The organism is Methanothermobacter sp., from assembly GCF_049720995.1.
GTDB lineage: Archaea > Methanobacteriota > Methanobacteria > Methanobacteriales > Methanothermobacteraceae > Methanothermobacter.
Genome location: NZ_JBNASF010000001.1, coordinates 124,905 through 149,246, shown reverse-complemented (window position 1 = coordinate 149,246; position 24,342 = coordinate 124,905). Strand labels below are relative to the sequence as shown.

Below are 24,342 nucleotides of genomic sequence, written 5' to 3'. Positions count from 1 at the left end.
GATCACCCTTTCTTTTTTTCTGAATCCTTGAATTCTGCTTCAATAACCTTTCTGATTTCAGATGCTATCCTTGCACCGATTCCATCCACGTCCATGAGCTCCTTCTCTGATGCGTTCATGACAGCTTCAACCGAACCGAAACTTTCAAGGAGCCTCCTGGCGTACCTGGAGCCAATGTATGGAAGTGATTCCACGATGAAGAGCTGCTTTTCTTGGAGGGTGAGGGGTTTCTTATCTGTCCTGATACGCATGTCAGGTTTCCCCTCCCTCTGTTCCCTCATGGCTATCCTCCTTATCATTGCAGCTGTATCTGCAGGGGACCTTGTGGGGATTATGGGTATTCCAAAGTCCACTGCAACTGATGCAAGGGCGCCCCTCACGGCATCAGGGTTCATAAAGCCCGAGTAGAGGTCATCACCCTCTATTATCATCACAGGGCGCTTGAAGTTTTCCAACATATCCCTGGCCTGCCTGTAAAGTCTTTTATCCATAATTGACCCCAGAAAATCCTGGGCGGTTTTTCTTTCAATCACGGTGTCATCACTGACCTGGTAATCACCCACCGAGAGTGTTCTGAGTTCAAAGTCCACACCAATCTTTCTGAGCTCCCGGAGGACCCTTGAGTTAACCTCACGTGAATCCACGTAGATGAATGGCCTTTCACCATCAGTTTCAGGAAACTCAGGGGGCGTCACTTCAATTTTCATGGAACCCCCCCTGAGGCTTTCCTTCATCGTTTTTTCCTTTCTTATACTTGAGTAATAGTAGGCCTCGTCCCGGGTTTTCTCTGTCATGAGGACCACCATTCTCCCTGATCTTTTCCTCCCGGTTCTTCCCCTCCTCTGTATCATCCTTATTTCTGATGGGACAGGCTCGTACATGACCACGAGATCAACTGAGGGTATATCTATACCCTCCTCTGCCACGCTGGTTGATAGGAGAACATCATGGTTCCCCATTCTGAATGACCTGATTATATCCCGCTGCTGTTTCTGGGTGAGGCCCTTTTCACCGCTTCTGCTGTTCTGACCATAAAATTTAATGGCGTTTATCCCCTCACGCACACATCTCTGATATATTTCCTCAAGGGTGTCTCGGAACTGTGTGAAAACTATTATTCTGGAGTCGCCCCCCTCCAGTTCCTTTCTGAGTATTTCAATGAGCCTGTCAAGTTTTGGGTGTTCAATCCCTGAAAGGGAAGCCTTCCTGGTGAGGTAAATTGCCCTTGTAAAATCAGGGTCCATAATGAGGCTTCTGGCAGCCCTTGTGTTCTTCTTTTTGAGTCGGGTGAGGTATTTGTAGAGGGGATGGATCCCCTGGGTTTCAAGGAGTTCAAGGGAGTGTTCAACATTTATTGAGGCCGCTATGAGTGATATGGCCCTGTAGCATGATTTTGGAGGGTTTGATGAGCGGGCGATCCTGTTCTGAACACGTCCCCTGGCCTTCAGGAGCTCCCTTTTACCCACGCTCACACTATCTATAACTCCCAGGTTCTTGAGCATTTTCAGCCGGGTCTTTAAAACCTTCTTCAGGAGTTCCCTTATCTCCTCAAGTTCAGGTTTCATCTTAACCCGGACCCACTCTATTTTGATGGGCTTCAGGTAGGGTATGACATCAGGGTCTTTTTCTGTCTTCACAACCACCTCCTTGAGGAAGAGGTTGCTGCAGACGGTTTTTATTTTTTCCTCATCTGCACCGGGTGAGGCTGTCAATCCCAGTATAAGGGGATTTTTCGCGGTCTGCATGTAACTTGATGCAAGAAAGACGTAGGAGTAGGAACCAACGGCACGGTGGCACTCATCAAACACAATGAGTGAAACGTCGCCGAGGTTGTATCTGCCTGCCAGGATGTCTGATTCAATGGTCTGGGGAGTTGCGGATATGACCCTGGACTCATTCCAGCGCTTAACCCTTTCCTCAGGTTTTATGCTCCCTGTGAGTGATGTGCATGGAGCAAGGAGGAACTCCCTGAAGCTCTCCTCATGCTGTATGGCCAGGGGTTTGCTGGGTGATAGAATGAGCACCCTGGACCCCCTGTATTTCCTCAGTCTCTCTGCAGCCACCAGAACGGCAACAATGGTCTTTCCAAGGGCTGTGGGAGCCACTATCATTGAGTTGCCCTTTCTCAGGACGTCTGCTGCCAGTAACTGCTGGTAGGTCCTTGCCTCGACTGTCCATGGTTTTATCAGTGGGTGCTCTATGTACCTTGCCATGGTCTTCTATCTGGTGATCAATTTATTTAATGATTTAATCATTGACTCAGCTCATATGCTGGAGCGAGATGGTAAAAACAGGATTAATTTCTGGGAGCTCACACTGAAAATAAAAATAGAAATGGGGACTGAAAGGTTATGCAGGGACTGATGCAGCTGCAAGCACCGCCGCCGCGGTCACGGTGCTCAGGTGGCAAGAGTATAGGGGAGCGGTCTGGAAGTTATCTCGCAGTACCGGGAAAAACTGGGTGTAGGCGGATATACCTGCAAGAATCTGCAGGGCAACCGCCAGATACATGAGATTCCCACCACCCATAAGAAGGTTCAGTCCTGTTGCAATGATTGCAAGGATGAGAACCCCGAAGTGGGGTGCCATTCTCATCCCCATTATACGGAATGTTATGAAACCTGATGGGATCCCTGCAAGCAGAAGTGCTAATACAATAACCTGATACATCCTATCACCTCTAGAAGTTCACGACGGCATACCTGGGGTCGCTAAGCAGTGTTATGAATGTCGCGGCCCCTGCAATTTTACATCCCTCTGTTATTTTATCTTCTGTGAGCCCCCTGAACTGGGCGCTCATCTCGCAGACATAGACCTTGGCACCCATTTCAATCACCTCTTCCATTAGTTCGTTGAGGGCCGGGAAGGCGGGGTGTTTAACCTTTGCTGCTGCACCCCTCCTGGCAAGGCTCACACCATCCATCAGAAGGAACACGGTGACGTCCTTACCCATACTCAGGGCGGCCTTTGAGAATATGAATGTGGCGTAGGCCCTTTCGGCGTTACCGATTCCATTGCTCTGAACAACGAGTACCCTTTCCCCTCCTTCAAGTTCCTTTTTTTCAGTCTTCTCTATTTTTTCAAGTATCAGGTGGTCCACGGATTTTTCTATGACTCTGGAGTTCATTTCAGGGGCTGAAACCGCAATGTCATCGATAACATCCTTACTTGAGGACCTTATCCTTATCATCATACCCGGTTCCATTGATGATAGTTTTTCACCCACGATTATAATGGGGCCGGGACAGGTTTCCCCGGTTACATCCACCTCCTCAATCTCTCCACGTGAAATATCAACCACCACTCCATCAGGTCCTTTTTTGACCGAGTAATTCATGCCGTGCCTGGCTGCAACCTTTTCAATCTCTTCATAGTTCTCCCTGAGTATTAACTGGAGGTTTCCCTGGCCATTCTTCAGGATGTTATCGGTGATGATGGCTGCAGCGTACCTGTTTACTCCTCTGAGGTTGATCCTCATGGTTACCCCCATTTTTCCCTGAATTTCCGCAGGGCATCCACTATTTTCTCAAGTTCCTCTGCAGGGACTCCCACTGCGAGTTCCTCTGGTTTTATTCCGGCATATTTTCTTGAGCCGTTGCATCCCATTGTGATATTTGGAAGGCCCCTCTGGATGACTGCAGCCACTGCATCTGCACAGAGTGACTGTATGCCTGAGTAGTCCCCTGTGATTCTGCCACCCCTGTCATGGAGGTATGCCTGGCTCAGTCTCAGTGCCTGGGCAGGTTTGAGTATAAGCACAACCACGTCGGGTTCAAAGTCAGCATCCTCAAGTGGAGCGTACTCTGACGCATAATATTTCTCATCTAGCATTGGCACCGCCTCCACGGTTTCACGGGCCGCTTCAGGGGTGCTGTAGTTCCCGAGTTTGTGGTACATGCTCCCATCTGCAACAGGGGCTGGAAGGCTGCAGAGACCCATGGCTGCGGCACCACCCTTACAGAGGTGTTCCTCTGCTGTGGCATGGCCTTTAACACCATTTAATCTGGCCTCCTGTATGAATTCACAGTGCCTCCTTTTTTCAAGTCTGGGACCTGATGTTTCTTCATCCGCCTTAACAAGTTTGACAGCCACCGGGCTGCCCTCCATCTGAAGAAGTTCCCTGAGCTCACCTGCGATCTCACGGTAATCCATACAACCACCTCAACATTATAGTATAACTATAAGATAAAGTATAAAAAACTTATATTTAAATTTTTCTATAAAATTATAATTCATGGTTATACCATAGTTAGAGTGGGGTGAGTTCTTGGAGAACCTTTCTGAAACCGAGAAACTGATAATGTCCTACCTTGAATCAAACCCGCCAGAGGAGTGCATGCTGGATAAGATAACCAGGGGAATAAACCGTAGCAGGGCCACTGTACTCAAATACCTCCACATACTGGAGGCAAAGGGCCTTGTGACCTACAGAATGGTGGGCAGAAGTAAACTCTGGATGCCATCAAAGGATGCAGATGTGAAGTCAGTGGAATACAGGGATGACACCTCAGGGGACTCAGAGATCATAAAGAATGCATCAGAGATTCACCAGACACTTCTCAGGCTCCTGGAACTTGAAAGAAAAATAGATGACCCTGATAAACTGGTTTTCACTTTGAACACACTCCTTGACATAGTTGTCTCCAATGAATCATTCAGGAGAATGTTCCCTGGTGCCAGGACCCTTGAGGATATCATGGACAGGGAAAGTATAATACTCCTTGAAAGCAGAATGCATGCCCCGGGTAAAATACAGGCTGATCTCAAGGGAAGGGATGGCATAAGAAGAACCTACAGCCTCTTCATAAGCCCCGTAAATAACTTCTGGGTGATCATAGCAAAGGACATGGCAAGCTCATCATTTTCAAAGAATGAACTCGAAGTCCTCCTCACAATCACAAGGCTCAGGACATCATCGGATAGCCTGGAGGACTTTCTTGAGTCTGCAAGGGAAGAACTGGCAGGAGTTCTGGATATCAAACAAATCTCAGTGCTCCTGAGAGATGCATCAGGTCTAAACAGGGTCCATGAGCACCCATCAGCAATTAAACTTCAAGAATTTGATTATTTCATATACAGAAGCATTGAAACACTTGAAACGGTCTCATGGAGCTCTGATAAGGGCCTCATGTTATCGGTTCCCCTCATAACAGAGGAAATGGCGAGGGGGGCCATGATACTTGAGGTACCCGATGACTCCATATCCTCCCGGTCACTTGAAATCGTGGAAATGTTTGCCGATGAGGTCTCAGAGTACATTGAACTTGAAAGGCTCAGAAGGGAGAACGAGGAATTTATAAGGACACTGCTGGCAATGAACAGAGTTTCTGAGATTATAAACAGCGATCAGGAAGAGAACAGGATACTTGAGAAATCAGTTGAAGCGGTTATAGATACCCTTGAATTCGAAATGGGATGCATCTACCTTATGGAAGAGGAGAAGGAACTCAAACTCAGGGTTCAGAGGAATCTGCCCGAGACCCTAAGCAGGATGTGCATGGCCGGGGTATTCACAGACCTATTCAGCAGATCAATTGAGGATGAGCGGGTAATATATATAACTGCAGAATCCCCGGAATACCGCATGATCCACGATTCAATACGTAAAAATAATATAAGGACAATTTTAATGATTCCAATCAGGTTTTCAGGAAAAATAATCGGGATACTGAACCTTGCAAGTTACAGTGTGAAGCATTATAATAGAATAAGCCTTGAAAACATTTCATCCATTGGACTTCAGCTCGGAAGCGCCATCAGAAAAATAAAGAGTTAGAGTGCCGGCTCATTGTCCCATGCAGTTTACAATTTAAGGAGATTCATCCAGTCATCATAAACTGCATCAAGGCCGCACATACCCGGGACATAGGTGGCTGCCTTAGCAGAGTCAACACCAAGGACCTCATAGCCGAGTTCCTCCACAGGAGCCACCACCATGCATGTGTCGGATACAACCATCCCCCCGGCAGCCTCTATCACATCTGTGTAGCCCATACGATCCGCGGCACTTTTTATGGCTGCAGATGTGCATACCCAGAGATCACAGTCGGTACCCTTCTTACCCACAAGGAAGGCTATCCTTCTTATCTCATCAAGGGAGCAGTGGGGACATCCAAGGCAGATTAAATCAGGATCATCAGAGGTCGTTGAAAGTTCCTCCCGGGCCTCCGATATACCATCGGCATCCACCATGATCCTATCATCCACCTCCTCCATGGATACATCCCTGTACTCCGGTGTTATGCCCTCAACATGGTAGAGTGCAACCGCACCTGATGACGCCATGGCGGCTCCAAGTGCCTTCAGATCCTCAGGTGACGGCAATCCCCTTAGTTTGAAGTAGGGGACACCCTCCCCTGCAATCCGACCTGCAATGTAACCGAGGGCACCGTAGTCTGCCCCCGAGAGGTCACACTCCACATCAACCAGGAGGGTGGCTTTCCTGTTTTCATCAAGGTGGTAACCGTATTCAGGCGTCCTTCCACATATTGCAGCTGCAAGGGCCCCCGGGCCACCCTCCCTGTTTGTCCGGGCACCGAGAACCGAGTTTGCATAGGACACCGCAGATGACTCTGACCATGCAATATGGGACCCCCTGAGAGGCACGTTCCCTATCAGGTATGGGGTGCAGGTGCAGGTGTTTATAACATCCATGGATGAGTAGGCTTCCACTATTCTGAGCTGTCTAGTTGCAAATTCCTCTGAAAAACCCATCTCTCTCCATCTCTCGAGGTCCATGCCTGCAGGGTTAAGTGTACTCTGGACCCTTACCCTGGCACCACCATCACTCAGGTCCTCCAGGTATTCAAGGCCTGCATCCCCTATGGTCTTGTAGGACACACCTGAGATCTGGGCAGATGATATGTTAACCATCCTTTCGGCCCCGTAGATGTCACCCAGGGCCACGAGTATCTCCATACTCTTCTGGATGGTTTCACCGAATTCACCATCATACATCTTCTCTTCTATTCCATCAAGGTACATGGTCAACCCCCATGGCAGCACTCATGATTTGATCTGTGCACCGGTTATTTCATCCACCAGCTGCAGGAAGCTCTCCATATCCCTGTAGGGTACCATGGCGCCCGCTGCTATATCATGCCCTCCACCGGTACCCCCAAAACTGGATGCAGCATCCCTAAGGGCAGCTCCCAGATTAACACCCCTCTCAACAGCCGGTCTGGTCGCCCTTGCAGATACCTTCACATGCTGGTCCATCCTCGAAAGGGCAAGGAGTGGAATGTCAGGATTCAGCAGTTTCAGGGAGAGCGATATGCTTGCTATGGTCCCCATTATCCCCTTGAGGGCCTTGTCCTCAGTGTAAATGTACTGTATATTTTCCATTACACTTGAGCCCTCCCTCCTGATCCATCCAAGGCCCCTTATGAGTTCTTCACGGTAGTTTTTCTGAAGTTCAAGGCCCACTTCAAGGGCCCCTTCACCCTCACCAAGGCAGAGACCTATTCCAATGCCGTATTTACGGTTCTTTCCACAGGCATCAAGAATCCCGGCAAAATCAGACAGGTCACCGGCGGCCGGCTGAAACTCCCTTGAAGTGAAAACCTCACCGAATATTTCCGGGTTTATCCTTGATAGTTCATCCCTGAGGATGTCCCTCTCCTCGGGTGAGAGGTCAGCGTATTTTATCCCATAGGATACACCTATACGCTCAAGAAAACCCCTTGAAGCATCCATGTCCCCTGTCAATCCTGGCAGGGGTGGATTGAATGTGTATGCAATGGAACGGTATAGGGGCTCGCTGTATCGGGATGCCAGTTTAAGGTCGCTGTGAACCTGCAGAACCCCCGCTTCAATCGCCTCATCCATTATGAAACGGTTTGCACCTGTGAACCCGTCACTGTACTGCATATCGCCAAGGGCTCCAACAAGGGCCAGCTGCCCCGTATTTCTGCTGATGTTCCTGGTTGCCAGGTAGGCTGCGCCGGAAGCGCTGAGGTCCCTGCTTCCATCAAGACCATGAAGGTGGGGATTCACGTGCACAACGTTCGAATCGGCCTCAAATTCAGAGGGCTGGTGGTGGTCGGCCACTATGATGTCAGCCTTGAGCCTTGATATCTCCTCAAGGTATGCGCTTCCCATGTCACAGAAAAAGAAGAGGGAGTACTTCTCCCTTCCAAGCTTTTTTATGAACTCCTTTTTAAGTCTTGAAAGGATGGAGATGTGGAACTGACCGTTTCTTGATGAAATGGCCCGTGCAACAACTCCTGCAGCCGACAGACCGTCGGCATCGTTGTGGGATATGACCCTTATTATGTTCCCCTTTTCCAGGTGCTCCTCAAGGAGTTTTGAGGCCTCTGATCCCCTCTTTAAAATTGAGTCAGGGAGTTTACTTAACGAGTAGGGCTGCTTTCTGTGGGTCATATCTCCATCCTTCAGGCAGGACACCTTCTCTCACATAGTACTTCACAAGGCGCCTTATCTTTGATTCAACAATCTGCAGACCCCTTCTTGTGTGGAGGTCCTTGGGATGCTCCTTGAGGTGGTCCCTTATGTTGACAGCCTTTCTTATGAGGTTCATGAGATCCTCAGGGTATTCAGGCTTCATACCATGTTTTTCCAGTATCTGGGTTATTTTGAGTCCGGTCACGGCTTTAACGCTTGGTATGCCGTGCTGGTCCCTCAGCATGATTCCTATCCTGCTTGTGGAGTTACCCTCCCTGTATAATTTTACTATGAGATCCTCGATTTCTTCGTTTGAGTATTCAACCCATTCAGGTTTTAGAGCCATTAAATCACCTCATAATTTTCAATATACCACTGCGCAAATTTCTTAAGGGCCCTGCTCCTGTGCGAAAACCTGTTCTTTTCAGGGGTACTGAGTTCTCCAAAGCTTCTATCCATACCTTCAGGATAAAACAGGGGGTCAAATGCGAATCCCCTGGTCCCACGTTCCTCAGTACCTATACGTCCTTTCACCACGCCCAGAAAAACCTCGGGTTCGGAGCTGGGGGTGCAGAACCCAACAGCCGACCTGAACTCAGCGTAGCGGTCTTCAACATTTTCCATGAGCTTTAAGATACCTCTGTTTCCAATGGTATCCTGTACATAGGCAGAATAGGGTCCTGGAAACCATTTAAGGGCCCTTATAAATAGTCCTGCATCCTCTACAATAACAGGACCGTCCATGATCCGGGCTGCATGCTCTGCACCGTACCGGGCCACCTCCTCAAGGGGTCCCTGAAGTTCAGGGTAGCCCAGATCAGCATGCTCCAGCTCTATTCCGGTATCATGGAAGATCTTTTCTGCCTCAGATAATTTGTGTTTATTGCCTGTTATAAATGTTACCTTCAATGTGAATCACCCTCAGTTTTTCTCTTATTTTAAGATTCACCCCTCTCTGTCCCTGCTTGTGTATCTACCCCTTGACTCTATTTCGTCTATCTTTGATGAGATATCCGCGTCTGTGAACCTCCCGTAACCCTCGAGCACGCTTCTGAAACAGTCGGAGGCAAGCTGGTAGTGTGTGCTCTCCAGGGACTTTTTCAGCACAAGGAGATCCACCCCCATGTCCTCGATTTCATCTGAGAACATGCCCAGGCCGAAGTCTATGAGGACAACTTCATCCTCCCTCAGAATTATGTTGGATCCTGTGAGGTCCCCATGTATTATGCCTGCACGGTGCAGCTTTCCAGCGGCCTCACCGATCCTTGAACAGAGTTCATTATCTTCAACAGCATCCTTAAACCTTGTACCCTCAATCTCCTCCATGATGATGGTTCCCTTTTCGGTGTCCACGTCAAAGAGTATGGGTGTGCGTACACCGGCACCCTTTGCCTGGTTAATGAGGCGGGCCTCCCTCCTTGTCCTGGATGATCTGAGTTTACGGTCGATTTCAGGGATCCTGTAACCCTTTGATATTCTTTCCTTAACAATACATGGTCTTCCCATCCACTCACCGCTGTAGATATTGGCCTCGGCCCCTCTGGCCCTGAGGTTTCCCTGAAGCTGGACGCCATGTTCCGACTCACGCATCCAGGGGACATCCACCTCATCTGTCCTGTAGCGCTGCACAACAGATGTTTCCTCCATCCTCTGGGGCCCCTGATGTTTATGGACAAGCTGCCCGAGCCATGCTATCATGGCCCCGTTGTCCCCGCAGTATTCAGGGGGCGGCATATGGAACTCCACACCGCGCTCCCTGCACATGGTTTCCATCATTTCACGGAGCCTTCTGTTAACGGCAACCCCACCGCAGAGGAGGACCTCTCCCTTTTCAGTGTAGGCAAGGGCACGTTCACTGACCTCAACAAGCATGGAGAAGGCTGTCTCCTGCAGACTGTATGCCAGGTTCTCAAGTTTTTCACCGGCCTCCAGTTTTCTGATGGCCGCTGTTAAAAGACCTGAGAATGAGATGTCCATCCCCTTGACACTGTAGGGAAGCTCCAGGTACTCTGATGCCTCGGCTGCAAGTCCCTCAATGGCGGGACCCCCCGGGTGGCCAAGGCCAGCCTCTCTTGCAAACTGGTCCAGCATGTTCCCAACCGCGATATCAAGGGTTTCACCGAACACCCTGTACCTGCCCTGGTTGAAGGCTATGACCTGGGTATTCCCGCCACTCACATAGAGCGAAAGAGGGTCCGATGCACCTGTAGTGAGTCTACCTATCTCTATATGTCCTATGCAGTGATTCACACCCACTATTGGTATTTTAAGTGAAATTGCAAGGGTTCTAGCCGCTGTTGCAACTGTTCTGAGGGCTGGCCCCAGGCCGGGGCCCCTTGAAAAGGATATGAGTCCTATTTCACCTATATCCACTCCAGCATCATTCAGAGCTTCCCCTACAAGCACTGGTATCCACCTGGCGTGATGTTCAGCGGCCTCCCTGGGATGTATGCCTCCCCTTTCAGGTATGAGCGGCCTGCCCCTGAGGGAGAGCACCCTTCCACTGTCATCAACGATACCAACACCTGTCTTCTCTGCGGTTCCCTCTATACCGAGACACAACATTTTATTGATCACCACCGGTTGAGGTGCGTAAGGTCCCAAAACTGTAACTACTTTATTTATTCACGGTTATAACTATTGTATCGGTGAAAAGGTGAATTGAAATGTTTGATGGACTCAAGATTTATGGATCAGGTGATCACCTGGAGGGGGTTCTTGACAGAAAATCCCTCTTCATATGTGCAGTTGCAACAACCGAGACATCAAGGATTCCGGGGATAACAGGAGCTGGGGCTGGACCTGACCTTACTGAGTTCACACCTGCGGCGGATGTTGAGCTCATTGTACATGACGCCCCGAGGTGTCTTCCTGAGATACCCCAGACAATTGTGGAGGGTGAATCTGCACCCACACCTGCGGTTATAACAAAGGCCTCCCTTGAACTGGCTGAGGTGCCCTTCATGGTTGCGGATGCAGGTGCCTCGGTGAAACCTGATGTGCCCTACATAAATATCAACTCAGGGCATGGGGGGGATATAAGAACAGGAAGTGCCGTGGATAACCCTGAGAGGATATATGAGAGGGGATTCATGGTTGGCAGGACACTGTCAGAACTTACAGAGCACCTTGTGGTTGGTGAAAGCACACCCGCCGGTACAACAACCGCCCTGGGGGTCCTGACGGCCCTGGGCTATGATGCGGATTTCAGGGTCAGCGCAAGTCTCCCTGAAAATCCCCACAATCTTAAAAGAGACGTTGTAATGGAGGGTCTAAGAAATGCAGGTCTTAAAAAGGGTGATTGCCGTGAAGATCCATTCAGGGCTGTTGCTGCAGTCGGTGACCCCATGATACCTGCCGTTGCAGGCATCTGTATGGGAAGCAGTGTACCGGTAACACTTGCTGGGGGAACCCAGATGACAGCGGTATGCGCCCTAATGAAGGCGATTGATCCTGAATTCGACTTTTCAGGCACGGCAATCGCAACAACCATATTCGTTGCAGAGGATGAAACATCGGATATAAACAGGATCGCCGAACAGATAGGTGAAATCGATATCTACGCTGTTGACCCTGGCTTTGAGAGGTCATCTCACAGGGGTCTTCATGAGTACCTCAATGGTTCGGTCAAGGAGGGTGTGGGTGCCGGGGGTGCAATGCTCCTGGCACTTCTTCATGGAATACCCGTTGAGAGCATAAGGAAGAGGGTTGAGGAGCTCTGCAACACAATACTCTGATTATGGGGTGATATTCTGTTATCCATGAGCAGGGAGGGCCTGGAGGGGATAATACCAGGCCCTGCCATCCTCATGGTAGCAATGATACTCTATATTTCAGGTTTTTTTCTGGACGCTTCTGGCATGCCACCGGCATATGGGTTTCTCAAGGGGAATATGGTGGTCCATTTTTCGTCATTTCCCGGGTTCAGGGAGCAGTTCATTGACTATCTGGGCGCAACAGCCTTCTGGATATTCATATCAAACCTCATTCAGGCACTGGTTTTCATATTCACACTTGCAACCACCATTCAGGTTTTGAGAATATTTGTTCTATCCGGGGCGCTCCTCCATAATCTTGTATCCATGTGGGGATTCAGGGGGTTCCTGATGTATGCAGGCACGCTGCACCTCCACCTTGAGGTTATGGGATGTCTGTTCTCACTGCAGGCCGCCAGGGTTTTTATTGGTTCGATTATGGAGTCCATCTCAAGAGGCTCGGCAGAACCACTGCTGGGGGAGATAAAAGAAAGGCTACTGTTCCTTATAGTACTTATAGCTGTCATATTTGCAACTGCGGCCATTGTTGAGGTTTTCTGGAGCACCTGGTGGGTCTATGTATTCACAGAAAGACAGGTTTCATGGACCTACTTCCACAGCCATGTTGCTTCTGTGGAGCTGTGAGTTCAATGTCAGATGACAGGAGATGGTTGTGGCGGTACCGGGGGTTTATAAGAAATTTAAGGGGGGTTTAAACGGGAAAGTCAGAGGAGGGATACTCCGAGAATCACTATGCCCAGCACAAAACAGTAGTAGGCAAAAACGTAAAGATCCCTTTCCCTTATGAGTTTCAGAAGGAACTTTATTGCAATGTAGCCTGATACAGCCGATGCCACGAAACCCGCAATCATACTGGCACCCAGGAGGTCCATACCTGCACTGATATCCTTTGCCTGGATGAGGGCAGCACCCACTATGGCGGGTATGGAGAGAAGGAAGCTGTACCTTGCTGCAAGCTCCCTTTCAAATCCAAGGAAGAGACCTGCAGATATGGTTGCGCCGGAACGGGATATTCCAGGGGCTATTGCCAGTGCCTGGGCACCACCTATTATGAGGGAATCCCTTACACCCAGTTTTTCAACAGGAAGTTTTTCCTTTATCCTGGCGCTGATCCTCTCTGAACTCCACAGGAGAAGACCTGTAACTATAAGGAAAAATCCAACGGCTGTTATGCTGCTGAAAAGGGATTCGAAGAAGTCCTTGAGTAATATCCCAGCAAGGCCTGCGGGCATGGTACCTATGATGACCATCCAGGCCAGTCTCTTAAAGGGGTCCTCCTCTATCCCATTCCTGAAATTGCCTCTAGGAATATCTGTAAGACTTGAGATGAATGATCTTATCATGTGGACTATGTCACTCCAGAAGTATGTGACAACAGCCACAAGGGTTCCCACATGGAGTACAGTGTCAAATGCGAGGCTTGATGTGACACCCATTATTTCAGGTACAAGCACAAGGTGGGCTGAGCTGCTTATTGGCAGGAACTCTGTGAGGCCCTGAACAATTCCAATTATTATCGCCTGAAGAACATCCATGGAAATCACTTATAACTTTTAACTTATAACTTACAAGTTTTCACTTATAATAAAAGATTATAGGTAGGTTAACCATCCGAAGCTGTCCTCTGATTCGGCCCTGAGTATCCTGAAGAACTCATTCTGCAGCATCTCTGTCACAGGCCCCCTTCGACCTGAACCTATCTCTATACCATCAACGGACCTCACGGGGGTTATCTCTGCGGCTGTACCTGTGAAGAAGATTTCATCTGCAAGGTACAGCATCTCCCTGGTAAGTGGTTCTTCACGGACAGGGACGCCCTCAGCCTTGGCTATCTTCATCACAGAGTCCCTTGTTATCCCCTTGAGGAGGGATGAGGAGACGGGTGGTGTCTGAAGTTCACCGTCAGTCACAATGAATATGTTCTCCCCGCTGCCCTCGCTGACGTAGCCATGGTAGTCCAGCATTATTGCCTCATCATAGCCATGTCTAACAGCCTCCATCTTGGCCAGCTGGGAGTTCAGATAGTTTCCACCCGCCTTTGCAAGGTTTGGCATTGTGTTTGGGGCCATCCTCCGCCAGGTTGAAACACCCACGTCAACACCCACCTCCAGGGCCTCTGCCCCCAGGTAGGCCCCCCATTCCCAGGCAGCTATGGCAACCTCAACCGGGCAGTTAACGGGGTGAACGCCCATCTCTCCATATCCCCTGTAGACAACAGGTCTTATGTAGCATTCATGGAGCCGGTTCTCCCTCACGGTCTCAATTATTGCATCGCATATCTGTTCCTGGGTGTAGGGGATCTCCATCCTGTATATCTTCGCAGAATCAAAGAGCCTCCTTACATGCTCCCGCAAACGGAAAATGGCGGATCCATTCCTGTTCCTGTAGCACCTTATTCCCTCAAATACTGCTGATCCATAGTGCACAACATGTGAAAGGACATGTACCGTGGCGTCTTCCCAATCAACCATTTCACCGTTAAACCATATCTTTCCACTGGCTTCGCATGACATGAGAATAACCTCAGAATGATATTCACAACCTTAGTTATACTCCAAGGTTTATATATTACCCCCCATAACCGGAAAACTTTATATAGGGTAAGACTTTAAAGTCACACTGAGGGCCGGTGGTCTAGGGGTATGATACCTCGCTTACAACGAGGTGGTCACGAGTTCGAATCTCGTCCGGCCCATCTGATTATTCGGGAATACCGTTGGGGGCCGGTGGTCTAGGGGTATGATACCTCGCTTACAACGAGGTGGTCACGAGTTCGAATCTCGTCCGGCCCACTGGATTTAATTTTCACTGCAGGAATTCCATGAGCTCTATCTTTTCAGAACAAACGAAAACCACACTTAATTTTTACAGAACATTTATCATCACTGAAAAACATAAATCAAAAAGAGTGTCGAATTTCTTTTTTGTCGATGCTGACAGAGGGGGGGGTGAGAATGCACAGATTTTTTGTCCTTGCGCTGCTATTCATGGCACTGGGAACTGTGAGTGCCCAGGAAACAGAAGACAATGTACAGATCACGGACCTTGCAGTGGATGCAGAATACCTTGATCTTGATGAAAACATTATAAACAGCACATCTGTTGGAGATGAGGTCTTTGAGGGAGTGGCAGTCACTAACAATTTGCCATCAACTGCAACCGGAGTGAAGGTCACCATAACAAGGAGCAGCAATTATCCCTTTGAATACCTTGAACATGAGGTATCCTGGGACAATGGGGGCACATGGATCTACAATGATCCATCATACAATCCATCAACCAGTGAGTGGATTATAGGGAACCTACCAGCCGGCGCAGTCTATAAACTCGTTGTACACCAGAGGGCAGTGGAAACCGGAACAGCACAGTTCACCGCAACCATCTCAGGTGATCTGCCTGATATAAATGCCAGCAATAACCAGGACACTGCAAACATCAACGTCACTGAATCATCTGAAGAACCAGAATATCAGGTAACAGGAGCAAAGATGGTTCCAATGCAGGAGACAGGCGCATCCGCAGGATTACTCGTGGCAGGGATGTTTATCCTTGGCGCGGGGCTGGTTATCTCAAGAAGATAACCATTTATTTTTTAGATCATTCAGTCAACCCTATAATTCAGTTAGGTTGAGATGGCTTATTTTCAAATCTGAAATCGATGAACTCTGGTGACTTCATCATCATGTTAAAGGTTGAGATGGCTTATTTTCAAATCTGAAATCGATGAACTCTGGTGACTTCATCATCATGTTAAAGGTTGAGATGGCTTATCTTCAAATGCTAGATCACCCATTTAATATTCACTTGAGGTCGCTTAATTCAATGATTAGATCAGTATCAGTATGACAAGGAGGAGAAGAGAACTGAAGAACACTATTGTCCCCTTTATCATTATAACAGCACCGTCATCCTCAACAAGGTAGGGTATACCATAGGAGAGGGCGGCGGCAATCATTATCTTCACTACGCCGGCGATGCTTGTCCCCAGGCCCGCGGCCATCTGCAGCATGGTTGCAACAAGGAATGACACCGCCACAACGGTTATTATGAGTATGATGGTGTTCTGGAGAAGGCCCCTTATAATGGGGGTAAGTGGTTTACGGCTTTCCCTCCTTGATAGAACTCCCCTCTGGGACCCTGTGTGAAATATGGTTGACGGGGGACCGTATACTTCAACCTCCCCCTCGTAGTATTCATCCTCTTCCTCTTCTTCAGGAACCTGAATTTTCTTTGAAAACTCCTCAGCAATTTTTATGAGGCCATTCCTGTCTATTAACTTCATGTTCCTCTTAACAGCATAGTTCCTGGCCTGGGATGAGAAATCGGATGTTGTAACAATCACCACCTTGGATGCCTTCAGGGTCTTTGCGGCCATTTCCATTTCCTTTAAAACGTCCATGCCAACCTTCCAGTTTTCATCATAGTTCTTACAGGCCACCACAACCCCTATATCCCCGAGGGTGGTGGGGAGAATACCATATATGTCCACTATGTGCTGGGAGGTCCTGAAATCCTTGTAAACCTTGAAACCAGAATCCTCCATGACCTTGGCGATGAAATCCACGAGTTTCTGCTTCTTCAATTCCTCCACCCTCCGGGGTTAGACTTAATAGAGCTATGTTATAAGATATACTTAAAATTTGATATAAATGCTAGTAAAAGGATAGGGATGGTTACCGATGAAGATTCTCATAACAAATGATGACGGAGTGAACTCATCCGGGATTTTAGCGGCCAGAAAGGCTGTTGAAAACCTTGGAGAGACCATTATAGTGGCTCCAGCCACACAGCAGAGCGGTATAGGTCATGCCCTCACCCTCTTTGAACCAATAAGGGTTAGCGAGGTCACCCTCAGAGACGGTTCAGAGGCCTATGCGGTTTCAGGAACACCGACAGATGCCGTTATAATAGGGATATTCGAGCTGATGGAGGGGAAACCTGACCTTGTAATATCAGGCATAAACATGGGGGAGAATCTTGGAAAATCTGAACTCACAACATCAGGGACAATAGGTGCCGCAATGGAGGCGGCAGTTCATGGTGTACCATCCCTTGCAGTTTCACTTCAGGTTAGGAGGGGTGATATCAAGTTTCATGATGGTCATGTGGATGTGGACTTTTCGCTGGCATCTGAGCTGACGGAACGGGTTGCATCCACGATACTCAGGAAGGGATTACCTGATGGTGTTGATTTCCTCAACCTCAACATCCCATCACACCCCTCAGGGAATGATATACGCATCACAAGACTTGGGGACAGGATGTACAATGTCCACATCAAGAAAAGGCTGGATCCAAGGGGAAGGCCCTACTACTGGATTGATGGTGACCCTGCAGGGAGGGACGCCCCTGGAACAGATGTTCATACCCTGAAGGCTGAAAACACTGCAACCCTCACACCGGTATCCCTCGACTGCACAGCACCCCTCGATTCAATGAGTGGATGGCTCGGGTAGTGGTCCGGGTCTTCAGTGACTTGGGCAGTGGCTTGGGTCTTCAGTAACTTCTGATCAAATCCACGCTTCTTTTTCTCTGTAAATCTGGTTGAGATCTGGGTGTAAATTCGGAAAAATTTCTTTTAAAATAAGGCCCAATTATACAATAAAAACTGGAGGCCTTTAAAAATGGAATACACTATCCTTAATGCCACTCTTCCATTAATAGGACTTTATATCTTAACCTATGTGCTTTACAGAAATGGCAGAATACGAAGAAGTTTTCATGTGAACCTCTGGAACCTTGTCATACTCATAACATTTCTTATATCTGGAATCGGAGGTTTCATCCTTCTTCTTCTGCTGGAGAACGGTGTAAGGCTTTACCTGAACTCACAGCTCCTCTACTGGCATGTGGAGGCAGGTCTGGCACTGATGGTTGTGATGGTTTTTCACTTCCACTGCTACCCAGGCAGCTTAAACAGGATCCTGGGGGTTGGTAAATGAATCTGAGGAAAGGATTTGAGTTCCTGAAAGGGATTTTACCCTTCGCAGCTGCAATATCCGCTTCTGGCGTTTCATGCGCCGCTTCATGTCCTTATGGTCTTGTTAATGACCCCTACCCTGGACAGTGCCCCAGGTTCACGGACCTCAACGGTGACGGCATATGTGACCTCTCACAGACAGCGGCCTCAACTGATTACACAGCATCCGGAGACTGGCAGGACACTTCATCCAGTGGTAGCGATGATTACAGTCCAACAGAAACTTCTGAAATCAACAAGACGCAGAATCAGGCCACTGACCATGACATTCCTGCAGATGTTTCAGATAGTACCCGCGAAGGGTTCAGCGGTCATGAAACAGATTACCATTTAATACCGGTGAGCCTCGTTGTAGTGGGGGCGTATCTCCTAACGCTTTACCTCATGCGCAGTGGCTACATCAGGGGATCAGTGTACAGAAGGCTGTGGAACATGTTACTGACGGCGGGATATGCCGGGACAGGAATCACAGGCATACTCCTCATCATATTCATACGCCTTGGCATAAAAACGGCCCTGAATCCATCTGTGACCTACTGGCATGCTGAACTGGCAATTCTGATGGTCATAGGTACCCTGATACATGCCCATATCTACTGGAAGCCATTAAGGGGCATGTTCAGACAGCTGGTGAGGGGGGTGTCCTGATAGAAGCAGATCACCACTGTACGATCCCCCACGGGTTTTAGAATCCCCACCATAGCCTTTAAAATACCATTTATATGGGGGTAATGTGAGCTTGTCGAAGTTGAAAAGGCCGTGCCTTTTAAATGCCATTGTTGAGAAGGTGGTGCCTTTTAAATACCATTTATAGTATGATGTGTGGACTCTCATGTATTCAAACATAAATCATTGGATGGATCAGCGCCAAAAAATTATCAATGGTTACACCCATAGGTATAAGAGTGGTCCCATGAAGAGGCTCCTGTGGTGGCTTATTGCAGCGACACGTGGCGGGATGAACCGTGCAAGGATAATCAGAATGCTGCATGAGAGGCCATACAACACCAATCAGCTGGCAGAGGCGCTTAAACTGGATTATAAGACTGTTCAACATCACTTAAGGGTTCTTGAGAGGAATAAAATCATAGTATCTTCAGGTGAGAGGTACGGGAAAATGTACTTTCTTTCAGATGCAATGGAGGAGAACTACGCCTTATTTGAGGATATACTGCAGAGGATGCAGGGGGTGGATGTATGAGGGGATTTTCTGATCATAATTTCATGGCAGATCCTGGTTTCACATTCCTGGCGGTTGTAGTGGGAATTCTGAATGTATTCATCCTCATCATCCTTCTCGGGGTCTATGTTTCAAGCTACAGGAAGATAAGGTCCAGTTTCACACTCGGGCTTATCGGCTTTTCACTCCTCCTGCTCCTGCAGAACGTCATATTCATCATTTTCATGCTGATACGGGAGGGCTTCAGGGGCCATGGACTGGGGGTCCCTGTTCTCAGTGTTAACCTGTGTCAGCTTGGCGCACTTCTGGTTCTCCTCAGGATAACCTGGGAGTAGCACTGCAGCTTCAGTGAAGGTGGAGGATATGTGAAGTATATATAGGCGAATCATTATAGGATTACTAAATCTTTAAGGGGATTCTGATGAAAGGCGATGATAAGGAGTTCAGGGTTAACAAGCAGTTCCTGAAGTTTAAAAACAGGAATGTTCTTCTAACACTCAAAAACAATGAAGAGGCAAGGGGAAAACTTATATCAATAGATAATTATCTTAACACGGTCCTTCAGACCGAAGAGGGTATCAGGTTCATTAAGGGGACCAAGATAGCGTTCATTGCAATGGAATAGTTAAATGTCGACATCTATTCCTAGAATCTCTCTTTTTCCCCCGTGTATATCACGTGCTATCTGGGCACTTCCCATGGAACCGGAGGTCGCATCCAGCCTCTTCACAGGGGCCAGCTCCTTCACCATATCTGCAAGTTTTCCATGGAAATCGAAGGGTTTCCTCATGGCGCCCATTGATCCTGTGAGAACTATTCCATCAACACGCTCTGAGATGCCTGCAAGTCCCCATATCTCCATGGCTATCGTCATTATCATTGTGTCAAGTGCAAGAGTCGCTTCCTTCCTTCCCTCAAGGTACATATCAAGGAGTTCATCCCTTGCACGGGATACCCTGGCATCTATGCCGGCTATCTTAACGGCCCCTGCATGGGAAAAACACTCGTTGGCGGTTTTTTCACCGTCATCTATTTTCCTGAGCATTTCAAGGTCAAGGGGTCCATGTATAACCCCCATGGCACCTATACAGGCATCCATCGCACCTCTTATCTTCCCCTCCTGTATGAGCATGGTTACCGTATTGGAGCTTATATCGGAAACTATCATGTTCTCCCACCCGGTCTCCAGGTATGCGTTGTAGCATATGCTCACCTTCTCTGGACTTGCGTGGTGGGAGTAGGCTGCCCGGAACCTCTCATCAAGGCAGGGTGTGTTGCGGTGAAGGCCTGGTATCAGTACGGTGGGTATTCCTGAGGACTCTATTTCACTGTAAACGGCTGTTCCGCCACCTGTGACCTTACCGGCGCCTCCTATGGAGATGATACCCCTGTTCTTAACCTGATCAATGGGCTTTATCCTGTTTATACCATCACCCATTGCATAGGTTATTGCCATGAGTTCTATATCTTCCAGGGATACCCTTCCTTCAAGCTCCTCAATGGCAGAAACCCTTCCGGCGGAGAGTTCCTCCCTCCCTATCTTGAAGTGCTGGGCGTCATCTCCAAGGATTGTGAAGGACACGCCTGTTGTCCCATGGTCCATACCCACAAATACCAAGCCAATCACCTTTTAAAGGATACGGGATTTATCGGCAGCCGAGTTTATTTTTCAAGGCCGCAGAGTTTCCTGAGCTTTGAGCCCACCTTCTCTATTTCCAGTTCTCCCTCAAGGGCTCTCATTCTCCTGAGCATAGGGGCACCGGCCCTGTTTTCAAGGGCCCACTCCTTGGCGAATTTACCGTTCTGGATTTCCTCAAGTATTTTCTGCATTTCCTTCTCTGTTTCCTCTGTTATAACCCTCTTTCTCCTTGTAAGGCCCCCGAACTCGGCTGTGTTACTCACATTGTGCCACATGCCCTGAAATCCCCTCTCATAGATGAGGTCCACTATCAGTTTGAGTTCGTGGCATGTCTCAAAGTAGGCGATCTCTGGCTGATAACCTGCCTTCACAAGGGTTTTGAATGCGGTGTTTATGAGTTCTGTTACACCGCCACAGAGTACGGCCTGTTCACCAAAGAGGTCTGTCTCTGTTTCCTCCTTGAAGGTGGTCTCAAGAACACCTGCACGTGCAAGTCCGCATGCCTTTGCCATTGCAAGGGCCTGCTCAAGGGCGTCACCTGTTGCATCCACCTCTACAGCCACAAGGCCAGGTATGCCGAAGCCCTCAAGGTAGGTTCTCCTCACCATTGCACCGGGACCCTTAGGTGCCACCATGGTGACGTTTACCCCCTCTGGGGCCCTTATGTAGCCGTAGTGTATGTTGTAGCCATGTGAGAAGGATATGGTGTTGCCCTCCCTGAGGTAGGGTTTTATGGACTGCTCAAATACTGTCTCCTGTATCTCGTCGGGTATGAGTATGTGTACAATGTCAGCCTCCCTTGAGGCGTCCTCAACTGTCATTACATTCATACCATCATCGTGGGCCTTCTTCCAGGAGGCTCCACCCCTTCTGAGCCCGACTATAATATCCAGTCCGCTGTCGGCCATGTTCCTGGCCTGGGCTTCTCCCTGACTGCCGTAACCTATCACGGCTATCTTCTTATCTGCCAGTATCTCCATGTCAATATCATTTTCATAGTAGATCTTCATGAAAAACCTCCTCAACTCTAATTAAAGGGTCATTAAAAATAAAATTTGTGTTAGTATGGATTCAGATGGTTCTGCCCCCACGGGACATTGCAGTTGGCCCGGTCCTTGCAAGTTCCTTGATTCCAAAGACCCTCAGGAGCTCAAGGAAGGCGTCTATCTTCTCTGAGTCACCGGTAACCTCAACTGTAAGCGCTTCACTGCTCACGTCCACTATCCTCCCCCTGAAGATGTTGGTGTACTGTATTATCTCTGACCTCTCCTTCTCTGATGGAGCGTGTACCTTAACCATGCATAGCTCCCTCTTAACGGTGGATGATGGTTCAAGGTCACGGACCTTTATAACGTCTATCAGCTTATTGAGCTGCTTGGTTATCTGTTCAAGCACCCGGTCGTCTCCCCGGGCTATTATGGTCATCCTGGCGATTCCGGGAGTTTCGGATTCCCCTACAGTGATGCTTTCTATGTTGAATCCACGCCTTGTGAAGAGTCCTGCAACCCTCTGAAGGACACCAGGTCTGTGCTCAACAAGGGCACTGATGATGTGTGTATCGGGTTTCATATCAATCACCGTCCGCCTTCACTCCAGAGTATCTTATTTCCTGGGGATGCTCCCTTTCAACCCTGTACTCCCCCACTATTTCGGTCAGACCGCAACCCGGGGGAACCATCGGGAGTATCTCATCGGGATCTATAACTATATCCAGCAGGGCTGGTTCACCTGATCTTATGGCTCTTGAAAGGGCTTCAGAGGTTTCACCCGGTTTTTCAACCCTTTCAGCCTCAATTCCAAATGATTCAGCCAGTTTAACGAAATCTGGGACCTCACCGAGGTGTGTATGGGACATCCTCTCATCATAGAAGAGTCGCTGCCACTGGGCAACCATGCCCAGGTGGCGGTTGTCCATGACACATATCACAACGGGTATGTCGTATTCCCTTATTGTTGCAAGGTCCTGGCAGACCATCAGGAATCCGCCGTCGCCACAGACAGCCACAACGTCATTCTCTGGAAGAGCAACCTTGGCCCCTATGGCCGCAGGAAAACCGAAACCCATGGTCCCAAGGCCACCTGATGATATGAATTTTCTCGGTGCCCTGGAGGTGTAGAAGTGGGCCATCCACATCTGGTTCTGTCCCACATCTGTTGTAACAACTGTTTCATCATCCAGGACATGGCTTATCTCCTTTATAACCTGCTGGGGTTTCAGAGGGACTTCTTCATAACTCATCCTTGGCATACAGTCTTTTCTGAATTTCTGAACTCCCTTCAGCCACTCATCATCCCTTTCGCCTTGTTTTTTGAGTTTTTCTATAAGATCACCAAGGACTTTTCTGGCGTCACCCACTATGGGGACATCAACGGCCACGTTTTTACCTATCTCGGCGGGGTCGATGTCCACGTGTATTATTCTGGCATTGGGGGCGAATTCTGCAACATTACCGGTTGTGCGGTCTGAGAATCTGCATCCAACTGCTATGAGGCAGTCACACTCATCCACTGTGAGGTTCGCAACCTTGCGGCCGTGCATACCCAGCATTCCCATGGCCGAAGGATGGTCCTCAGGGAAAGAACCCTTACCGAGGAGTGTGGTGGTAACAGGAGCCTTTATGAGTTCTGATAACTCCATGATTTCCTTTGAGGCCCCTGATATTATCACCCCACCACCCGCCAGTATAACGGGCTTTTTTGACCTTTTTATGAGCTCCGCAGCCCTCTTTATCTGGAGCGGGTGGCCCCGGAGGGTTGGCCTGTAGCCCTGAAGGTCCAGCTCCTCAAGGGGGTCCTGAACCTCCTGTTCCTGTATGTCCTTTGGAAGGTCTATGACAACTGGGCCAGGACGACCTGTTTTTGCTATGTGAAAGCTTGCCCTTACCATTGCGGGGATTTCACTTGCATCAGCTGGCTGGAAGCTGTGCTTTGTGATGGGCATGGTTATGCCTATCATGTCCACCTCCTGGAAGGCATCATTCCCGATGAGGTGTGTGGGGACCTGACCTGCAATTGCAACTATTGGTGAGGAGTCCATGTAGGCTGTTGCAATGCCGGTTACAAGGTTTGTGGCCCCTGGACCCGAGGTTGCTATGCAGACCCCCACCCTTCCTGAGGCCCTTGCATATCCATCTGCGGCGTGGGCTGCGCACTGCTCATGTCTTACAAGGATGTGTCTGAGTTCGGAATCATATAGCATGTCATAGAGTGGCAGTAACTGTCCACCGGGGTATCCGAATACGGTGTCTGCTCCCTGATCCAGAAGTGATCTGATTATTGCCTGGCCACCTTTCATTGGAAACACCTTGAAAATCTATCATTATTATTAATGACATATTTCTTATAAATACATAATAAAGGTAAG

26 protein-coding genes and 2 tRNA genes are annotated in these 24,342 nt (G+C 48.7%); 12 read left to right on the top strand and 16 right to left on the bottom strand.

The features are described 5' to 3' along the window. Positions 1-2: 2 nt before the first annotated feature. From ACPLJI_RS00725 to ACPLJI_RS00710, 4 genes are all read right to left on the bottom strand, one after another. Positions 3-2,213, bottom strand: coding sequence for a DEAD/DEAH box helicase (locus tag ACPLJI_RS00725; protein ID WP_424730765.1), 2,211 nt, complete (start codon positions 2,211-2,213; stop codon positions 3-5). 136 nt (positions 2,214-2,349) lie between these two features. Further along, positions 2,350-2,670: a DUF5400 domain-containing protein gene (locus tag ACPLJI_RS00720; protein ID WP_424730764.1), complete on the bottom strand. Its 321-nt coding sequence runs from the start codon at positions 2,668-2,670 to the stop codon at positions 2,350-2,352. Between the two features lie 10 nt (positions 2,671-2,680). After that, positions 2,681-3,478, bottom strand: coding sequence for a DsrE family protein (locus tag ACPLJI_RS00715; protein WP_424730763.1), 798 nt, complete (start codon positions 3,476-3,478; stop codon positions 2,681-2,683). A 2-nt stretch (positions 3,479-3,480) separates the two neighbouring features. Continuing rightward, positions 3,481-4,152 carry a DUF169 domain-containing protein gene (locus ACPLJI_RS00710; RefSeq protein ID WP_424730762.1) on the bottom strand — a complete coding sequence of 224 codons (672 nt, stop codon included), beginning with the start codon at positions 4,150-4,152 and terminating at the stop codon, positions 3,481-3,483. A 115-nt stretch (positions 4,153-4,267) separates the two neighbouring features. On the opposite strand from ACPLJI_RS00710, the gene ACPLJI_RS00705 reads away from it, so the two are divergent. Next, on the top strand, positions 4,268-5,776 hold the full coding sequence (locus ACPLJI_RS00705) for a GAF domain-containing protein (protein ID WP_424730761.1): 1,509 nt from the start codon (positions 4,268-4,270) through the stop codon (positions 5,774-5,776). A 26-nt stretch (positions 5,777-5,802) separates the two neighbouring features. Here the strand turns inward: ACPLJI_RS00705 and ACPLJI_RS00700 are convergent, their stop codons facing one another. Genes ACPLJI_RS00700 through ACPLJI_RS00680 form a run of 5 tightly spaced genes read right to left on the bottom strand, consistent with a single transcriptional unit; the run spans position 5,803 to position 10,968 of the window. Further along, on the bottom strand, positions 5,803-6,984 hold the full coding sequence (locus tag ACPLJI_RS00700) for an aconitase X catalytic domain-containing protein (protein WP_424730760.1): 1,182 nt from the start codon (positions 6,982-6,984) through the stop codon (positions 5,803-5,805). 21 nt (positions 6,985-7,005) lie between these two features. Next, positions 7,006-8,382: a DHHA1 domain-containing protein gene (locus ACPLJI_RS00695; RefSeq protein ID WP_424730759.1), complete on the bottom strand. Its 1,377-nt coding sequence runs from the start codon at positions 8,380-8,382 to the stop codon at positions 7,006-7,008. Continuing rightward, positions 8,348-8,749, bottom strand: coding sequence for a 30S ribosomal protein S15 (locus ACPLJI_RS00690; protein WP_424730758.1), 402 nt, complete (start codon positions 8,747-8,749; stop codon positions 8,348-8,350). Before ACPLJI_RS00690 ends, ACPLJI_RS00695 begins: the two co-directional genes overlap by 35 nt. Continuing rightward, positions 8,749-9,312: an XTP/dITP diphosphatase gene (locus ACPLJI_RS00685; protein ID WP_424730757.1), complete on the bottom strand. Its 564-nt coding sequence runs from the start codon at positions 9,310-9,312 to the stop codon at positions 8,749-8,751. The genes ACPLJI_RS00690 and ACPLJI_RS00685 overlap by 1 nt, the downstream gene beginning before the upstream one ends. A gap of 36 nt (positions 9,313-9,348) precedes the next feature. After that, a complete protein-coding gene (locus ACPLJI_RS00680) occupies positions 9,349-10,968 on the bottom strand; it encodes a bifunctional N(6)-L-threonylcarbamoyladenine synthase/serine/threonine protein kinase (RefSeq protein WP_424730756.1) in 1,620 nt (539 codons plus the stop codon). Positions 10,969-11,069: 101 nt separating this feature from the next. On the opposite strand from ACPLJI_RS00680, the gene cobT reads away from it, so the two are divergent. Together cobT and ACPLJI_RS00670 are read left to right on the top strand one after the other, a co-directional pair. Further along, on the top strand, positions 11,070-12,140 hold the full coding sequence (gene cobT / locus ACPLJI_RS00675) for a nicotinate mononucleotide-dependent phosphoribosyltransferase CobT (protein WP_424730755.1): 1,071 nt from the start codon (positions 11,070-11,072) through the stop codon (positions 12,138-12,140). 24 nt (positions 12,141-12,164) lie between these two features. Beyond that, positions 12,165-12,803, top strand: coding sequence for a hypothetical protein (locus tag ACPLJI_RS00670; RefSeq protein ID WP_424730754.1), 639 nt, complete (start codon positions 12,165-12,167; stop codon positions 12,801-12,803). Positions 12,804-12,883: 80 nt separating this feature from the next. Here ACPLJI_RS00670 and uppP read toward each other — a convergent pair whose 3' ends face one another. Together uppP and ilvE are read right to left on the bottom strand one after the other, a co-directional pair. Then, positions 12,884-13,714, bottom strand: a complete 831-nt coding sequence (gene uppP, locus ACPLJI_RS00665) for an undecaprenyl-diphosphatase UppP (RefSeq protein WP_424730753.1) — start codon at positions 13,712-13,714, stop codon at positions 12,884-12,886. 57 nt (positions 13,715-13,771) lie between these two features. Beyond that, complete coding sequence (ilvE, locus tag ACPLJI_RS00660) at positions 13,772-14,692, bottom strand: branched-chain-amino-acid transaminase (protein ID WP_424730752.1); 921 nt, start codon at positions 14,690-14,692, stop codon at positions 13,772-13,774. A gap of 110 nt (positions 14,693-14,802) precedes the next feature. On the opposite strand from ilvE, the gene ACPLJI_RS00655 reads away from it, so the two are divergent. From ACPLJI_RS00655 to ACPLJI_RS00645, 3 genes are all read left to right on the top strand, one after another. Then, a tRNA-Val gene (locus ACPLJI_RS00655) sits at positions 14,803-14,874 on the top strand. 25 nt (positions 14,875-14,899) lie between these two features. Continuing rightward, a tRNA-Val gene (locus ACPLJI_RS00650) sits at positions 14,900-14,971 on the top strand. A 162-nt stretch (positions 14,972-15,133) separates the two neighbouring features. After that, on the top strand, positions 15,134-15,760 hold the full coding sequence (locus ACPLJI_RS00645; RefSeq protein WP_424730372.1) for a DUF11 domain-containing protein: 627 nt from the start codon (positions 15,134-15,136) through the stop codon (positions 15,758-15,760). Between the two features lie 245 nt (positions 15,761-16,005). Here ACPLJI_RS00645 and ACPLJI_RS00640 read toward each other — a convergent pair whose 3' ends face one another. Continuing rightward, positions 16,006-16,770 carry a restriction endonuclease gene (locus tag ACPLJI_RS00640; protein ID WP_424730941.1) on the bottom strand — a complete coding sequence of 255 codons (765 nt, stop codon included), beginning with the start codon at positions 16,768-16,770 and terminating at the stop codon, positions 16,006-16,008. Between the two features lie 88 nt (positions 16,771-16,858). Here ACPLJI_RS00640 and surE point away from each other — a divergent pair, with 88 nt between their 5' ends. From surE to ACPLJI_RS00610, 6 genes are all read left to right on the top strand, one after another. After that, complete coding sequence (gene surE / locus ACPLJI_RS00635; RefSeq protein ID WP_424730940.1) at positions 16,859-17,635, top strand: 5'/3'-nucleotidase SurE; 777 nt, start codon at positions 16,859-16,861, stop codon at positions 17,633-17,635. 267 nt (positions 17,636-17,902) lie between these two features. Further along, a complete protein-coding gene (locus ACPLJI_RS00630; protein ID WP_424730939.1) occupies positions 17,903-18,121 on the top strand; it encodes a hypothetical protein in 219 nt (72 codons plus the stop codon). Further along, positions 18,118-18,807: a hypothetical protein gene (locus ACPLJI_RS00625; protein ID WP_424730938.1), complete on the top strand. Its 690-nt coding sequence runs from the start codon at positions 18,118-18,120 to the stop codon at positions 18,805-18,807. Before ACPLJI_RS00630 ends, ACPLJI_RS00625 begins: the two co-directional genes overlap by 4 nt. 265 nt (positions 18,808-19,072) lie before the next feature. After that, positions 19,073-19,360 (top strand): winged helix-turn-helix domain-containing protein, encoded by a 288-nt coding sequence (locus ACPLJI_RS00620; protein ID WP_424730937.1) that lies wholly within the window; start codon positions 19,073-19,075, stop codon positions 19,358-19,360. Further along, the gene (locus ACPLJI_RS00615) at positions 19,357-19,674 is read left to right on the top strand and encodes a hypothetical protein (protein WP_424730935.1); all 318 of its coding nucleotides are present in this window, start codon (positions 19,357-19,359) and stop codon (positions 19,672-19,674) included. Before ACPLJI_RS00620 ends, ACPLJI_RS00615 begins: the two co-directional genes overlap by 4 nt. Before the next feature lie 86 nt (positions 19,675-19,760). After that, entirely contained in the window at positions 19,761-19,964 is a 204-nt protein-coding gene (locus ACPLJI_RS00610; RefSeq protein ID WP_237779089.1) for an LSM domain-containing protein, read from the top strand. Here ACPLJI_RS00610 and ACPLJI_RS00605 read toward each other — a convergent pair whose 3' ends face one another. The 4 genes from ACPLJI_RS00605 to ACPLJI_RS00590 all read right to left on the bottom strand — a co-directional run bounded on the left by ACPLJI_RS00605 (position 19,965) and on the right by ACPLJI_RS00590 (position 24,273). After that, entirely contained in the window at positions 19,965-20,957 is a 993-nt protein-coding gene (locus ACPLJI_RS00605; protein ID WP_424730934.1) for a methanogenesis marker 12 protein, read from the bottom strand. A 44-nt stretch (positions 20,958-21,001) separates the two neighbouring features. Then, complete coding sequence (gene ilvC, locus ACPLJI_RS00600; protein WP_424730933.1) at positions 21,002-21,988, bottom strand: ketol-acid reductoisomerase; 987 nt, start codon at positions 21,986-21,988, stop codon at positions 21,002-21,004. A gap of 61 nt (positions 21,989-22,049) precedes the next feature. Further along, complete coding sequence (gene ilvN, locus ACPLJI_RS00595) at positions 22,050-22,547, bottom strand: acetolactate synthase small subunit (RefSeq protein ID WP_013294869.1); 498 nt, start codon at positions 22,545-22,547, stop codon at positions 22,050-22,052. A gap of 1 nt (position 22,548) precedes the next feature. Then, positions 22,549-24,273, bottom strand: a complete 1,725-nt coding sequence (locus tag ACPLJI_RS00590) for an acetolactate synthase large subunit (protein ID WP_424730932.1) — start codon at positions 24,271-24,273, stop codon at positions 22,549-22,551. Positions 24,274-24,342: the final 69 nt, after the last annotated feature.